Source organism: Anditalea andensis, from assembly GCF_000714815.1.
Classification (GTDB): domain Bacteria; phylum Bacteroidota; class Bacteroidia; order Cytophagales; family Cyclobacteriaceae; genus Anditalea; species Anditalea andensis.
In genome coordinates, this window is sequence record NZ_JMIH01000015.1 from 131,631 (window position 1) to 146,676 (window position 15,046).

Sequence of the window (15,046 nt, forward strand, 5' to 3'; positions counted from 1 at the left end):
AAAATAAAGCATTGTTTTGTCTAGATCCAAAAACAAAATCTTAAACAATATTTTTTCAAAGCATTTTTTACTTTAAGTTTGCAGTATAATTTGCCATCATGATAAAAGCACATAAGCTTCGAATATGATGTTGGCAATACTGTAATATACCTTGAAATTGGTTTTCATGCTTCTGTCTGAAGTATGGAATTAATAGGGAATTCGGTTTAAATCCGAAGCTGTCCCCGCAACTGTAAGCTGTACCGGAATGTATCCGGAAGCTTTTGTCTACCTCATGCCACTGTCCTGCTTTGCAGGGTGGGAAGGCGGCAAAAGTCAAGCGAGCCAGGAGACCTGCCTGTTTCAAAAAAAAACATTTAATTCAAAGCTTTCGGGTGAAAGGCTGGGATGGATACTTTCTATATAATTACCGCTAAGGCTGCTCACAGTATTAATCCAGATTAAAGCATCCTCTTGTATGAATTTATACGTGTAGATCTCCAATTTCCCCTCTATTATGCTTTGAAAATAAAATTGATCCATTTCAATTTATGATTCTTACCCATTGAAAATCATTTCGTCCATTATATTCTTAACCGGCGCGGTGCTGCTGACGGTGGCACCTGTAAATCATGCATCTGCCCAGCAAGTAGCGGGACAGCTGGATCGGGATACGATTCCATTGGAACAAGTGGAGGTGTATGCCCCACCATTGGACAGGTTTACCAACGGGCAGACCGTCCGTACGGTGGATAGCCGGACATTGGAGGAGTTTGCCGGGCAGAATTTAGGGGAAGTCCTTCAGCAGCGGACGGGGATTTTTGTCAGACAATACGGGCCGGGAATGATCGCTTCAGTGACCATGAGAGGTGCAGCAGCAGGGCATACTGCGGTGTTTTGGAATGGAATCCCTATTAATAGCGCCTCATTGGGACAAAGTGATTTCTCTATCCTCCCGACTAATGGCTTTGACCAGGCCACTGTACACCAGGGATCTTCGGGCGCACTATATGGTACCGATGCCATAGGGGGTTCCATACACTTGAACAGTAAACTCAGCTTTGGACTAGGGAGTAAATTTTCCTTTTATCAGGGTATAGGTTCCTTTGGAAGGATGAACAACCAACTTCAGTACAGCTACTCTAATCAAAAAATAGCGACCACTACCCGGATCTACAGAAATTTTACGGAAAACAATTATCCCTATACCAACAGGGCAAAATTCGGAAGTCCTACCGAGCGGCAGGACCATGCTGCCATAGAGCAGTATGGGGTTAATCAGGATATTGGCTGGAATGTGGGTGAAAATTCCCAGCTCAGCACTTCACTCTGGTGGAACCTTACTGATAGAGAAATACAGCCGGTAATGGGTTCCAATACCCATGAAGTCCAAAAAGACCAAAATCTGAGATGGGTGATGGATTACTTCCGTTTTGGAACCTCGGGTACCTGGAATGTAAAACTTGGAGCTGTCCATGATGAACTCCTGTTTAACAGATCTTCGCAGAATTTGGTCACCCAATATTTTGCTTCCAGTGACTATGAGCATAGCTTTTCCGAAAATTGGCAGATCAAGTCTGGGATCAGATATACCCAGATAGAAGGAAATCTCAGTACCTATGAAGCTACAGATAACAGATTGGAGTTGTACCATTCTTCCAGCTTGGAGGTTTCAGATAAGTTAGCGCTTTCGGTAAACCTACGGCAGTTGGTTTATGAAGGTACATTTGCACCATTTACACCATCTATCAGCGGTGGTTATGCTATTTATCAGGCGGATAGAAATGCATTGAAAATTAACGGTGCTTTTTCCAGAAGCTTTAAAGTACCTACTATAAATGACAGATTTTGGGTGCCTGGAGGAAACCCGGATTTGCTGTCAGAAGATAGCTGGAGTGGAGAGATTGGGCTGGTTCATACTTTCGAAAAAGAAAGGTTTAAAGTAGAAACTCAAGCGACATATTTTAAAATGTGGGTAGACAACTGGATCATTTGGCTGCCTACGGGAAATTTTTGGAGTCCTACTAATTATCGCGAAGTACAAAACCAAGGTTTGGAAATTTTTACCGATGCTCTCTGGAAAATCAATGAATGGTCTATTATCGGAAATGTAAATTATGCCTATACACATGCACTGATACTATCGGAAGACAATGAAAATACTCATGAAAAACAACTTCCATATACTCCTGTCCATAAAGGATCAGCTAAACTAGGTTTAAGACGAGGAGCTATTGGAAGCTACATCAATCTCATGTACGTAGGTGAAAATTTTGTAACTACTGACAATACATTAAGCATTCCTTCTTATGAAATATTAAGTGCGGGGATGGATTATAAATGGAGATTTAAAAAAATGAGTGGCACGGCTAATTTTCAAATTTTCAATTTATTAAATACAGAATATCAAGTGATGAGGCAGCGTCCTATGCCCGGAAGAAATTATCAATTAAACATAAATATTAATATACTATGATGACTAATGTTACCAAATCAGCATTTTATGCTATTGCGCTCACGTCTGGATTTCTATTTAGCTGCAACAACGACCCTGAGAATCCAGCGGAAGCGTTCGGTAGATTTGGAGAAGGGGTTTATATAACCAATGAAGGAAATACCCAGACTAATACAGGGACTATTTCTTATTTCAACCCATCCACCTCGCAAGTTGAAAATAATATCTTCAGCACTGAAAATGATATGGATCTTGGGATTTATGTACAGTCTATAGCTGACCATAATGACAAGGGATATATAGCGGTGGATAATATGAACCGTGTGTATGTAGTGGATATTAATTCATTTGAATTAGAGGCAATTATTGAGGATTTGGCTAAGCCGCAACATTTCATTGGACTAAACGACACGAAAGGTTATATAGCCCAGTGGGGGGCAGATGGATTTGGGGGTGATATAGCAGTGGTGAATCTGGCTACAAATACTGTGTCCGGTAATATTGCGGTAGGTTTAGGTCCCAAGCAAATGCTTTTGCATGGTAATAATCTAATTGTCTTAAATACGGGAGGATTTGGCTTAGGTAATAGTTTTTCAGTCATAAATACTCAAAATGATCAAGTAACCCATACGGTAGAAATTGGCGATAACCCTAATAGTGCCGTGATAGATAGAAATGGGGCATTATGGATCCTATGTGGAGGACGATATAAATCAGACTGGAGTGGATTGGAGACAAAAGGTAAGATATATAAAATCAATACTTCTTCGTACAGTATTGAAGCACAATATGAATTCGAAAGTGATTCAAGCCAGCCTGGCAATTTGGCTATAGACAATACGGGGGATAACTTGTTCTATACTTACAATAGAGGCGTTCATACCTCTAGTATTACTGATTTTGCCGTTACTAATCCTATTATTAATAGAAGCTTTTATGGGTTTGGCGTAAGTAAAAGTGATAACATGATATATGGAGCCAATGCAGTTGATTTTGCATCTGCTGGATGGCTTATACGATTTACATCTGCCGGAGTTCCCCAGGATTCAGTAAGGGTGGGAATAGCCCCTTCAGGATTCTTGTTCAGATAAAAAATCCAATAGCCCCATCTTTCGGTGGGGCTACACTTTTATGTTTACTACCTTTGAATATGTACAATAAGGGCTTCACTTTTCACTGAATGAAAGTTCGGTAAGTCCATCATGTAAGGAAACAGTAGCTCATCCAGCTCATTTTCGATTTTGAAAAGGTCGGTAAGCTCTAGGTTTTCGCCAAACTATTAGCCATTGGGGTTGACCAAATTTTATCTCTTTTATAAAATTGCCCATTGTTCTTTAAAAAGTGGTTTAATAAATGAGTATGATCAGAAAAATTAAAAATTCCCTTTCCTGGTCGGGAGGTAAAGGCAGCTCCCATATCCTTTTTAAATTGCTTCAAGGTGACCGCTAAGAGGTCGATAATCTCCAACCACTTTAGGTATACATCATATAACCTATGGAGATATCTTTATTGAAGACGTAAAGATGTATAGAGAAGAACAGCTGGCAACAAAAGGTTTTAAAGCTGTTTTTACTATAAAGAAAAATGAAAATTCTGATTTAGCGGTAGAATTTATCGATCAGGGATTTAAAACTATCATCTGTGCAGCAGATGCCGATAAAAGAGGTGATAAGTGGGTGGGACATGATTTCAACCACAGATTTCTCGATGTGCTGCCGGACTCGGTAGATCCCTGTGGGAAAAATGGAGAATTTCATTCCTTTTGATACGATGGGCCGATTTGTGAGCAATCCATCCAAATCGTAGTCATGGAAAAGATTAAAAATTCCTATAGATTTAAATATGCAGATGGTACCGATGGAGATTAGGGGTTCTGGTTTGCCGGGGTGGACTTTCTCTCAAAAATCTAACATGTGTCAACCGTTTTCAATTAATTATCTTCAAGCCACTTCATTTTCCTTTCAAAGTTCTCCAGATGGATAATAAAGCGTTGGGCTGTTTTATCCACTAGTTTTTTATTGACATCTTCATTATAAAGCGGGGAAGCTTTGATCCGGCAGATGATCATGTCCAGCCAGGCTTCACCGTCATCGATAAGGTCGGCATGAAAAGCCTCTGTAGTAGCATCCCTAGGCCCAGTGATGCCTTGATGGCCCTGTTCCCTGAAGTATTCCATCATGGTATTTAAGGCAAGCTCATGTGTTACTTCAAAAGATCGAAGAATTTTCTGTTCAAGTCTGTCGGATATTCCATTAATTTTATATTCCCCGGTATATTCTTTTAGCTCACTAAGTGCTTCAGAATAGCTAGAAAGTCTGATATGCCAATTTATGGTTTGTGTTTTCATGGGTTTTTGCTTTGATATAAAAATAACAAAATTCTCTATAGGAAAGAACTAACAGCACAGAAAAATGGAAGACATTTATAGCCTTCCATTTCTACTGTATTTAATTATCAGATAAAATTCCGCATATCAAGATAATCTTCCCGGGGTGTGAAGTTCTCGTCTTGTTCGTTTTTATTATTGATTATCTCACATTATATGACTGCATAAATCGCTGACCGTTGGCAGACAAACCTTCTATAAGCAATTTTCCGCTATATTTTTCCAAAAACACCCCGACCTCATTGGGATCTCTTGCCGGTTCCTTATTGATATGTGTGAGGATAAAGCCGTTTCCAAGTCCCAGGTCTCTCAAATATCCTCTAGTCAGTCCACTCACTTTCACACCATAAGGAATATCCAGCCTGTCTCTTTCTATGGCATTTACAGTTTCTAGCCTGGCACCTAAAATACTAGAAGTAAAAAATTCCCTTTTTAATGTTCCGGTTCCTCCTTCTAGGTTCTGTAGAGTAAGGTTGGCGGTGTTTTGCCGGTTGCCACGCTGAAAATTAACCGTAATCTTATCACCTGGATAATGATACGATATGGCTTCTTCAAAACTTCCTTTGCCAGTTACTTGGATCTCTTCTATCTGATATATTACATCATCTTTACGCAATCCTGCCTGTTCGGCAGCACCTCTGCGCTGTACATGGGTGACGATGACCCCATCCATTGAAGAAAGATTCATCTCTTCAGCGAGTTCGGGGGTGATTTCTACTACTTCGATACCGGGAAGGGCCTTTTGTACCTCTCCGAATTTGATAAGATCATTGGCCACTTTTACTGCTATGTCGACCGGTACAGCAAAGCCATATCCAGTATAAGAACCTGTTCGGGAGAGAATGGCGGTATTGATCCCTACCAGTTCTCCATTTGTATTGACCAGCGCGCCTCCGGAATTTCCCGGGTTGATAGGCGCATCTGTTTGGATAAATGATTCTAATGGAAACTCTCCGCCCAGAATATTGATCTGTCTCTCTTTGGCAGAAACGATTCCAGCAGTGACGGTGGAGGTAAGATTAAATGGATTGCCCACTGCCAGTACCCATTCTCCTATTCTAAGATCCCGGCTACTGCCCCGTTTGATAGCGGGTAGGTTTTGAGCTTCTATTTTGAGCACAGCTATATCTGTATTTTTGTCAGTTCCTACTAGTGAAGCTTTATAAGTTCTTTTTTGATGAACCACTTCTATGGTTTCTGCCCGGTCTATTACATGATTATTTGTGATGATATAGCCATCTCCGCTAAGGATTACTCCAGACCCCGTACTTACCCGCTGCGAAGGACCCTGCCCGAAGAAATATTCAAACATACTGTTTCGTCGGGGATCAGAGCCGGAGAAATTTTTAATAAATACTACCGATGCAGTACTGTTTTCCGAAGCATCTACGAATGAAACAGGTATTTCTAACCGTTTTGGGCGTTCAGAATATGCGATTGAATGGACCTGCTGCGCATATGGCACCTCCTGAACCACCTGTGTAATGGTGCCTGTTTCTATGGTTTGGTAGAAAGCCCATGAACCTGCTATCCCACTAATGAAGGAAATAAGGATGGTTTTAATCGACTTCATATTTGATTTTTATATATGTTTTTATTCATAGGAACTGGAAATTTATACGAAAGATTTAAAATATCATTTCCTTTTTAACATATTTTAATTTTACTATTAAGGTGGAAGAGTGAGCTGACAGGCGCTTTTTTTGCCTCCAGTAAATTTATAAAAAGATGAAGAGAACTTCAAGCCTGCCAAAAAGTAGGGAAAAAACAACAGATTTACTTTTAACCTTGTAAATTTGTGGGCATATTGAGCAAGTTTGTCAGCTGATAGAATTGACTGCATCAATACCCATTTGAGGAATAGATAATTACATGTCAGAAAAAAAACGAGTGGCCATTTTAGGTTCCACGGGAAGTATAGGTACACAGGCTCTAGAAGTGATTAAGAGCCACCCAGATAAATTTGAAGTGGAAGTGCTCACGGCCCAAAATAATGCCGAACTTTTGATCCAGCAGGCCATTGCTTTTCAGCCCAATGCTGTAGTCATTGCAAACGAATCATTGTACAAAAAAGTCAGTGATGCACTTTTTACCCATGGTGTTAAAGTTTTTGCCGGAGAAAAAGCTTTGTCACAGGTGGTAGAGATGGAGGGCATAGATGTGGTGCTTACAGCGCTGGTAGGCTATGCAGGTCTTATCCCTACTATACATGCTATCCAAGCGGGGAAACCCATAGCTTTGGCCAATAAAGAAACGCTGGTAGTAGCGGGGCAGTTGATCACCAGTTTGGCCGCTGAGAAAGGGGTAAATATTTATCCTGTAGACTCGGAACATTCTGCGATCTTTCAGTGCCTGATTGGTGAATTTCACAACCCTATCGAGAAGATCATCCTTACTGCATCAGGGGGACCTTTTAGAGGAAGAGATAGGACATTCTTAAGCAGCGTAACAAAAGCTCAGGCTTTAAAGCATCCCAATTGGGATATGGGTGCAAAGATTACAATAGACTCTGCCTCTCTTATGAACAAAGGGCTGGAAGTAATAGAAGCCAGATGGCTGTTTGGTGTGCAGCCTGACCAGATTGAGGTAGTGGTCCATCCACAGTCTATTATACATTCTTTGGTTCAATTTACCGATGGCTCGATAAAAGCGCAACTCGGATTACCAGATATGCGTATTCCTATTCAATTTGCGTTGAGTTATCCTGATAGATTTAAGTCAGAGTTTCCAAGGTTTGACTTTGTAAATTATCCAAATTTAACATTTGAAAAGCCAGATACTAAGACGTTCAGGAACTTACAGCTGGCCTTTAACGCTTTAGAGAAAGGCGGTAATGTACCTTGTGTATTAAATGCTGCCAATGAAATGGCAGTATCAGCATTTTTAAAAGATGAAATAGGGTTTCTAGAAATGTCTGACGTAATAGCTGACGCCATGAGTGCAGTAGAATTTATTAAAAACCCTTCCTTGGAAGACTTTATTGAGTCTGACAAAGAAACCAGAATAATAACAGAAAAATTAATTAAGAGTAAAGTCTAATGGATACATTAATAATGGCGGCCCAGTTGCTGCTGGGATTGTCACTTTTGGTAGGTCTTCATGAGTTAGGTCACCTGCTCACTGCAAAGATGTTTGGAATGAGAGTGGAGAAGTTTTCCATCGGATTTCCTCCTAAAATAATAGGATTCAAATACGGTGAAACTGAATATTCTATAGGGGCTATACCTTTGGGAGGATTTGTAAAAATATCAGGCATGGTGGATGAGTCCATGGATACTGAGAAACTTAACGAAGAACCACAGCCCTGGGAATTCAGATCTAAACCTGCCTGGCAGCGATTAATAGTGATGCTGGGAGGTATAATAGTCAATGTGGTTACTGGGGTAGTAATATTTACTTTTCTAATGTATGACCGTGGAGATACCTATTTTTCTAGAGACCAGGTATTAGAGCACGGCATTGCTGCCTATGAAATAGGAGAAGAAATAGGATTCAGGGATGGAGATCGGGTGCTAGATATCAATGGAGAACCTTACAAAAGATTTGATGACCTGAGCAGTGGTAATGCCCTGCTGAACAGCGGTGGATATTATACCGTAGAAAGGGATGGAGAACATGTGCAGATACAGGTTCCGAGAGGTTTTATCAATGAATTTTCAGATGAAAAAAGTATAGGGAATTTTATCGAAATAAGAAGGCCATTTCAGGTAGAAAGAGCTACCCAGGGAGGCCCTTCTGAATCAGTTGGTTTTCAGCAAGGAGACAGGATAGTCAGAATAAATGGAAATCAGGTAGCTTATTTTCATGAATTTCAGAAAGCTTTAAGGGCCAATGCATCTGAAGAAGTGCTGCTAGGGATCCAGAGAAATGGAGAAGAGATTGAAAGGGCAGTAAGGGTAACTGAAGATGGTACTATAGGCATTGAGATTTCGTCCACTGTAGAACCTGTGAGAGAAAGTTATACTTTCTTTGAAGCCATTCCACGCGGAGCTGAGAGAGCCTTCAGTGCTGTGATTATCAATGCCAGAGCACTGGGCCGGATGTTTACCGGAGAAGTTTCAGCCAGAAATGTAAGCGGGCCAATTGGCATGGCCAAAATCTACGGGAATCAGTGGGACTGGATCAAGTTCTGGAGCATTACTGGCTTGATTTCTATGATCCTTGCTTTCATGAACTTACTTCCTATCCCGGCACTGGATGGTGGACATGTGGTTTTTTTACTCTATGAAATGATCTCAGGCCAATCCCCTTCAGAGCAGTTTTTAGAAAATGCACAGAAGGTAGGCATGGTGCTTCTACTTGCGCTGATGGTTTTTGCTATCGGTAATGATATATTGAAGATATTCACCAGTTGGTAAATAATAAGATAAACTTATATTATAGTCTAAAGGTCTGAAATTTATTTTTCAGACCTTTAGTTTTTATTGACCTCTATACGTGCATGGCTTTAATATATTTCTGAAGTATGAAATAGAGATCAGAGCAATGCAGAAATATAATTCCGACATTATGTGTATCTTTAGGAATAAAATTTTGATGTGATATTCATTGTATTTTTCTTAAGGGAACATATCCTGACATTATGCCCCTTCTAAACTATTGGCATATCCCTTGAGTTTTATAGGAGAACGCTCAAAATTGAGGGTTTTGCTTTTAAATAATCATTAGCATGGCAGGCAAACTGTCACAATGTCTTTATATGAATAATTTCGGAAATCAATTATACCAATCAATAATGTTAGGCGACTATGCGGGGGAGGGAGACCTTATCCAACTGATCACAGATGATGAAGACGATGAGCAGATTCTGCAGGAAAACTATTCTGAGCAGATACCTATTTTGTCTGTTCGTAACACTGTATTATTTCCTGGAGTAGTAATACCGATTACTGTAGGCAGACAGAGGTCAATTAAACTGGTCAAAAAAGCTCAAAAAGGAGATAAATTAATAGGAGTCTGTGCTCAGATCAGCCCAAATAATGATGATCCAGGATGGGATGATATCTATCAGGTGGGCACATTGGCCAAAATCATCAAAATGATAGTTTTGCCTGACGGCAATACCACTATTATAATCCAAGGCAAAAAAAGATTTAAGATTACAGAGCAAATAGCGGATGATCCTTACTTTATAGCCAAAGTTGATTATCTGGAAGAAAATTTCCCTGAAGGGAATAAAAAAATAGAGGCATTGGAAGAGTCTTTGAAGGAGGCTGCGGCCAAGATTCTTCATCTTAATCCTGAAATCCCGAGAGAAGCTCAGGTGGCTCTAGATAATATAGACAATACACCATTCCTTACGCACTTTCTATCTTCAAATATAAATGCTCCTGTAGAACCTAAGCAGCGTCTCCTTGAAATAAATGATGGTATAGAGCGGGCCACGCTCTTACTGGAATTTATGATGAAGGACATTCAGATGCTGGAACTGAAAAGCGAGATACATAAAAAAGTTCATACCGATATTGATCAGCAGCAAAGGGACTATTTTCTCCGACAGCAAATGAAAGTGCTGCAGACAGAGCTGGGCGAAGAAGGGCCTGAAAAAGAAGTAGAAGACCTAAGGGCAAAGGGGCTGAAAAAAAATTGGCCCAAAGAAGTGGCTAAACATTTTGAAAAGGAGCTGGATAAAATCTTAAGGATCAATCCTGCTGCAGCTGAGTATCCCATTGCGCTGAACTATGCAGAATTGTTGGTAGAAATGCCGTGGAATGAATTTACCACAGATAATTTTGATCTGAAAAGGGCCAAAGCCATCCTTGACAAAGATCATCATGGACTGGAGAAGGTCAAGGAAAGGATCATAGAATATCTGGCGGTATTAAAACTGAAAAATGATCTGAAGGGGCCTATCTTATGTCTGTACGGACCTCCAGGAGTAGGCAAAACATCTTTGGGAAAATCGATAGCGCGAGCGCTAGGCCGAAAGTATATCAGAATGTCCTTAGGTGGGCTGCATGATGAAGCGGAGATCAGAGGACATAGAAAGACTTACGTCGGAGCCATGCCTGGAAAGATCATCCAGAATATGAAAAAGGTGAAGACTTCAAACCCCGTATTTGTGCTGGATGAGATAGATAAATTATCTTCTGACTTTAGAGGTGATCCTTCATCCGCTTTCTTGGAAGTCTTGGATCCAGAGCAGAACAATGCCTTTAATGATAACTATCTGGAAGTAGAATATGATCTGTCCAAAGTCCTGTTTATAGCTACAGCCAATTCATTGGAGAGTATTCAGCCAGCATTAAGAGACAGGATGGAAATCATTGAGGTGACGGGCTATACGTTAGAAGAGAAAGTCGAGATAGCCAAGAAGCACCTGATTCCAAAGCAAAGGAAAGAGCATGGGCTTAAAGGAAAAGATATCACTTTTGATGCTAAATCAATAGTGAAAATAGTAGAGGATTATACCCGTGAGTCCGGTGTGAGAAATCTGGAAAGGATGATAGGTAAGGTAGTCCGTAATATAGCCAAATCCATAGCTATGGAAGAAGTGCACAATAAGAAAATCACTCCTGCCATGGTCCGTGAAATATTGGGAGGAGAGGTGTTTGATAAAGAAATCTATCAGGACAATGGAGTGGCCGGAGTTGTTACAGGTTTGGCCTGGACATCTGTAGGAGGAGAAATTCTATTTATAGAAAGTGCTCTGAGTAAAGGTAAAGGAAAGTTAACGTTATCGGGGCAATTGGGAGATGTGATGAAAGAGTCTGCTATGACCGCGATATCGTATTTGAAATCAAAAGCTGATAAATGGGATATAGATCACCGCGTTTTTGACCAATATGATCTTCACATACACGTGCCTGCCGGAGCGGTACCTAAAGACGGGCCTTCGGCTGGTATCACGATGCTGACAGCTTTGGCTTCACTATACACCCAGAGAAAAGTCAAAGGCAAATTAGCCATGACCGGGGAGATTACGCTTCGAGGTAAGGTAATGCCGGTAGGAGGTATTAAAGAGAAAATACTGGCAGCCCGAAGGGCAGGATTGACAGAGATTATCCTTTGCAATAGGAATAAGAAGGACATTGAGGAAATTGACCAGCATTATCTGGAAGGTATGAAATTCCATTTTGTGGAGAGTGTAGATGAAGTCCTACACATAGCCCTCACTGATGAGAAAGTAGAAGACCCCATTCATTTTCATTTTGAAAATGATCATAAGGTATTAGAAAATTAAGATTTAAAAAGGGATGCTTGATAGCATCCCTTATTTAATATTCCCGTAATTAACTGGGAAGTAATGATATTTAAGAACCATAAAATTTACCATGGATAATTTAAAACACTTAACACCTAAGCAGATTGTAGCAGAACTTGATAAATATATCATAGGTCAGCATGATGCTAAAAGGAATGTAGCTATAGCCCTTAGGAATAGGATCAGGAGACTGATGGTAAAATCAGACCTTCAGAAAGATATAGTCCCCAATAATATACTAATGATAGGTTCTACGGGTGTGGGTAAAACGGAAATAGCAAGAAGGCTAGCCAAAATTGCCAATGCTCCTTTTACCAAGGTAGAAGCCTCTAAATTTACCGAAGTGGGATATGTAGGTAGAGATGTGGAAAGTATGGTGAGGGATTTGGTGGAGCAATCTGTAAATCTTGTAAAATCTACAAAGAATGAAGAGGTAAAAGAGAAAGCCACTATCATAGTTGAAGACCTTATCTTAGATATACTTATCCCTCCTGTCAAAGGGCAATCATTTTCCGGAGCAGGATCCCAGGGTAGTTTTAATCCAGATAATGCTTCTGAGCAGGAGCTCAATGAAAAGACACGGGAAAAGTTTAGAGATAAGCTAAAGAACGGTGAACTGGAAGACAGAAAAATAGAAATCAATGTCAAACAATCATCTCCTCTTGGAGTCGGGATGATAGGCAATGGTATGATGGACGATGCCAGTATGGCAGGCCTCCAGGATATGATCAGTGGCATGATGCCTAAAAAGACAAAGAAAAGAAAACTAACCATTGCTGAGGCCCGTAAAGTCCTGATGGAAGAAGAGGCTTCTAAACTTATAGACTTCGATGAAGTGAAAGAGGAAGCTATTCGTTTGGCGGAAAACAACGGGATTATATTTATAGACGAAATAGACAAGATAGCTAAAAGTGGCAAAGGTGGGGGCGGTGGTCCAGATGTAAGTAGGGAAGGGGTACAGCGAGACCTATTGCCAATAGTGGAAGGCAGCTCAGTCAATACCAAATATGGCATCATTAACACAGATCACATCCTGTTTATAGCTGCTGGCGCCTTCCATGTAAGCAAGCCCTCGGATTTAATACCTGAACTTCAAGGTAGGTTCCCTATCAGGGTAGAGTTAAGCAGTTTGACTGAAGAAGATTTTTATAAGATCCTTCGAGAACCAAAAAATGCACTTTCAAAGCAATACATTGCCCTTTTTGAAGCTGAAGAAGTTTACTTGGAATATACAGATGATGCGTTACAGGAAATAGCCAGGCTGGCCTTTCAGATAAATGAAGAAGTAGAGAACATAGGGGCCAGACGGCTACAAACTGTAATGGTTCATTTATTGAATGATTTCTTGTTTGATGTGCCTGATACTATTCAGGCAAATTCTAAAATCATGATCACAAAAGAGATGGTGACAGATAGATTAAGTACATTAGTTAAAAACAGAGATCTTTCTCAATATATTCTATAATTTCATCTGTTTATATTTTGATTTTTAATGGGCAGATGGAATCTCTCAATGTTTATAATCATCCCGGTGTGTTAAGGATACTTCATGCTCGATTTCATATGACAAAATTCAATATTCTTATATAGAATAATTAAACAGCTCGGATATTTTTTCGAGCTGTTTGTTTTTCTATATTATAAGCATGTTATAAGTCCTAACACAGGAGGATACCGTTGCGATAGTTTTTAAGGCGATAAAAAAAAGCATGCAGATTTTCTTCCCAACCTTAGGTTCAAAACTTAGATAACCTAAAACATACAAGACACAAAGATGAAAAAAAACTTATATATCGTCACCGGAAGCAGTAAAGGCCTGGGCAAAGGGCTGGTCCATGTATTATTAAGAGATGAACACCATGAAGTCGTGGGAATATCACGGACTGGACTTGATTTACAGCTCACAAACTATATAGATTTGCGTATAGATTTGGCTGATACACAATCACTGATAGATAAATTGCCTGAAATATATCTAGAAAAGGATTATGCGAAGATAGTATTGATCAACAATGCAGGATGGATAGGCCAGATAGGCCCCCTTGGCAGGTTAGATCCTAAAGGTATATGGGACATCCATGCGGTAAACGTCATAGCTCCAGCGTTGCTTATAAATGCTTTTATCCGCACATATCAAAATCATCCCGCTGAAAAGATTGTTGTCAATATGAGTTCGGGAGCAGCCGAAAAAAACATTGACGGATGGTCTGGCTATGGAAGTTCCAAAGCAGCTCTAAACCGTATGTCACAAATAGCACAGGAAGAAAGTGTTCTAAATAATTACGGAATAAAATATTTTGCCCTTTCTCCAGGAATAATAGACTCACCTATGCAGGAATCCATAAGATCCGCGGATCCGTCTGATTTCAGTAAAGTAGGTGTTTTTCGAGACTATAAAAACAGCCAACAGCTAGCTAGTCCAGAAGATGTAGCTGAGAAAGTTGTATATCTTATCGACCATGTAGAGAGATTTAACGATGTGCTTCAGGATGTTCGTAAGTTTTGAATATTATTTTTAGGAAAGTCATAAAACCAGTGTTCCGCTTTGTCCTTATGAATTTCTGACCATTTATTTACTTTTAAATTAAACCCATATTGTCCAGCGGTGGGCAGGTTGTCAATTTCTCCACCTAGCATCCATATCAATTCATTAAACCCTGGATTATGGCCATATAGAAAGACAATATTGATATGGTCTGAAATCATCTGGAGGTGTTCCAAAATTGTATTTGCACTGGCGTGAAATAAAGATGCGTGCTGCTCAATTTTTTCTTTGTTTATTCCTAATATATCAAAGGTAAAAAAAGCAGTATCCCTTGCTCGTTTAGCATCAGAGGACAGGGCCAGATCAGGTTTTATGGAGCGGGATAATAACCTTCTCGCCATCTCTTTTGTGTTTATTAAACCTCTGGCTGCAAGTGGCCTATCATGGTCAGATAGATAAGGGTCTTCCCAAGAAGATTTTCCATGACGGCATATTAAAATTTTTTTCATATAATTTTTCATAAGTTAAATTTTTCTT

General features: G+C 40.0%; 11 protein-coding genes and 1 riboswitch. Of the genes, 8 read left to right on the forward strand and 3 right to left on the reverse strand.

Going from position 1 to position 15,046, the window contains the following annotated elements:
- The first annotated feature begins 141 nt into the window (after positions 1-141).
- Positions 142-355, forward strand: a riboswitch (cobalamin riboswitch).
- Positions 356-544: 189 nt separating this feature from the next.
- From EL17_RS07980 to EL17_RS07990, 3 genes are all read left to right on the forward strand, one after another.
- Positions 545-2,455 (forward strand): TonB-dependent receptor, encoded by a 1,911-nt coding sequence (locus EL17_RS07980; RefSeq protein ID WP_240485952.1) that lies wholly within the window; start codon positions 545-547, stop codon positions 2,453-2,455.
- Entirely contained in the window at positions 2,452-3,525 is a 1,074-nt protein-coding gene (locus tag EL17_RS07985; RefSeq protein ID WP_035072420.1) for a YncE family protein, read from the forward strand. The genes EL17_RS07980 and EL17_RS07985 overlap by 4 nt, the downstream gene beginning before the upstream one ends.
- A gap of 387 nt (positions 3,526-3,912) precedes the next feature.
- Complete coding sequence (locus EL17_RS07990; protein ID WP_084166146.1) at positions 3,913-4,200, forward strand: Dph6-related ATP pyrophosphatase; 288 nt, start codon at positions 3,913-3,915, stop codon at positions 4,198-4,200.
- A gap of 164 nt (positions 4,201-4,364) precedes the next feature.
- Here EL17_RS07990 and EL17_RS07995 read toward each other — a convergent pair whose 3' ends face one another.
- Positions 4,365-4,781 (reverse strand): HI0074 family nucleotidyltransferase substrate-binding subunit, encoded by a 417-nt coding sequence (locus EL17_RS07995; protein WP_051719877.1) that lies wholly within the window; start codon positions 4,779-4,781, stop codon positions 4,365-4,367.
- A gap of 181 nt (positions 4,782-4,962) precedes the next feature.
- Entirely contained in the window at positions 4,963-6,393 is a 1,431-nt protein-coding gene (locus EL17_RS08000) for a S1C family serine protease (RefSeq protein ID WP_035072422.1), read from the reverse strand.
- A 299-nt stretch (positions 6,394-6,692) separates the two neighbouring features.
- On the opposite strand from EL17_RS08000, the gene EL17_RS08005 reads away from it, so the two are divergent.
- From EL17_RS08005 to EL17_RS08025, 5 genes are all read left to right on the forward strand, one after another.
- Positions 6,693-7,859, forward strand: a complete 1,167-nt coding sequence (locus EL17_RS08005; protein ID WP_035072424.1) for a 1-deoxy-D-xylulose-5-phosphate reductoisomerase — start codon at positions 6,693-6,695, stop codon at positions 7,857-7,859.
- On the forward strand, positions 7,859-9,178 hold the full coding sequence (gene rseP / locus EL17_RS08010; protein ID WP_035072426.1) for an RIP metalloprotease RseP: 1,320 nt from the start codon (positions 7,859-7,861) through the stop codon (positions 9,176-9,178). Before EL17_RS08005 ends, rseP begins: the two co-directional genes overlap by 1 nt.
- A 341-nt stretch (positions 9,179-9,519) precedes the next feature.
- Positions 9,520-12,003, forward strand: coding sequence for an endopeptidase La (lon, locus tag EL17_RS08015; protein ID WP_035072592.1), 2,484 nt, complete (start codon positions 9,520-9,522; stop codon positions 12,001-12,003).
- A gap of 91 nt (positions 12,004-12,094) precedes the next feature.
- Positions 12,095-13,489 (forward strand): ATP-dependent protease ATPase subunit HslU, encoded by a 1,395-nt coding sequence (gene hslU, locus EL17_RS08020; RefSeq protein ID WP_035072428.1) that lies wholly within the window; start codon positions 12,095-12,097, stop codon positions 13,487-13,489.
- Positions 13,490-13,798: 309 nt separating this feature from the next.
- The gene (locus EL17_RS08025) at positions 13,799-14,530 is read left to right on the forward strand and encodes an SDR family NAD(P)-dependent oxidoreductase (RefSeq protein WP_035072430.1); all 732 of its coding nucleotides are present in this window, start codon (positions 13,799-13,801) and stop codon (positions 14,528-14,530) included.
- Here the strand turns inward: EL17_RS08025 and EL17_RS08030 are convergent.
- Entirely contained in the window at positions 14,509-15,018 is a 510-nt protein-coding gene (locus EL17_RS08030) for a SixA phosphatase family protein (protein WP_035072594.1), read from the reverse strand. The two genes, EL17_RS08025 and EL17_RS08030, sit on opposite strands and share 22 nt — an antisense overlap.
- Positions 15,019-15,046: the final 28 nt, after the last annotated feature.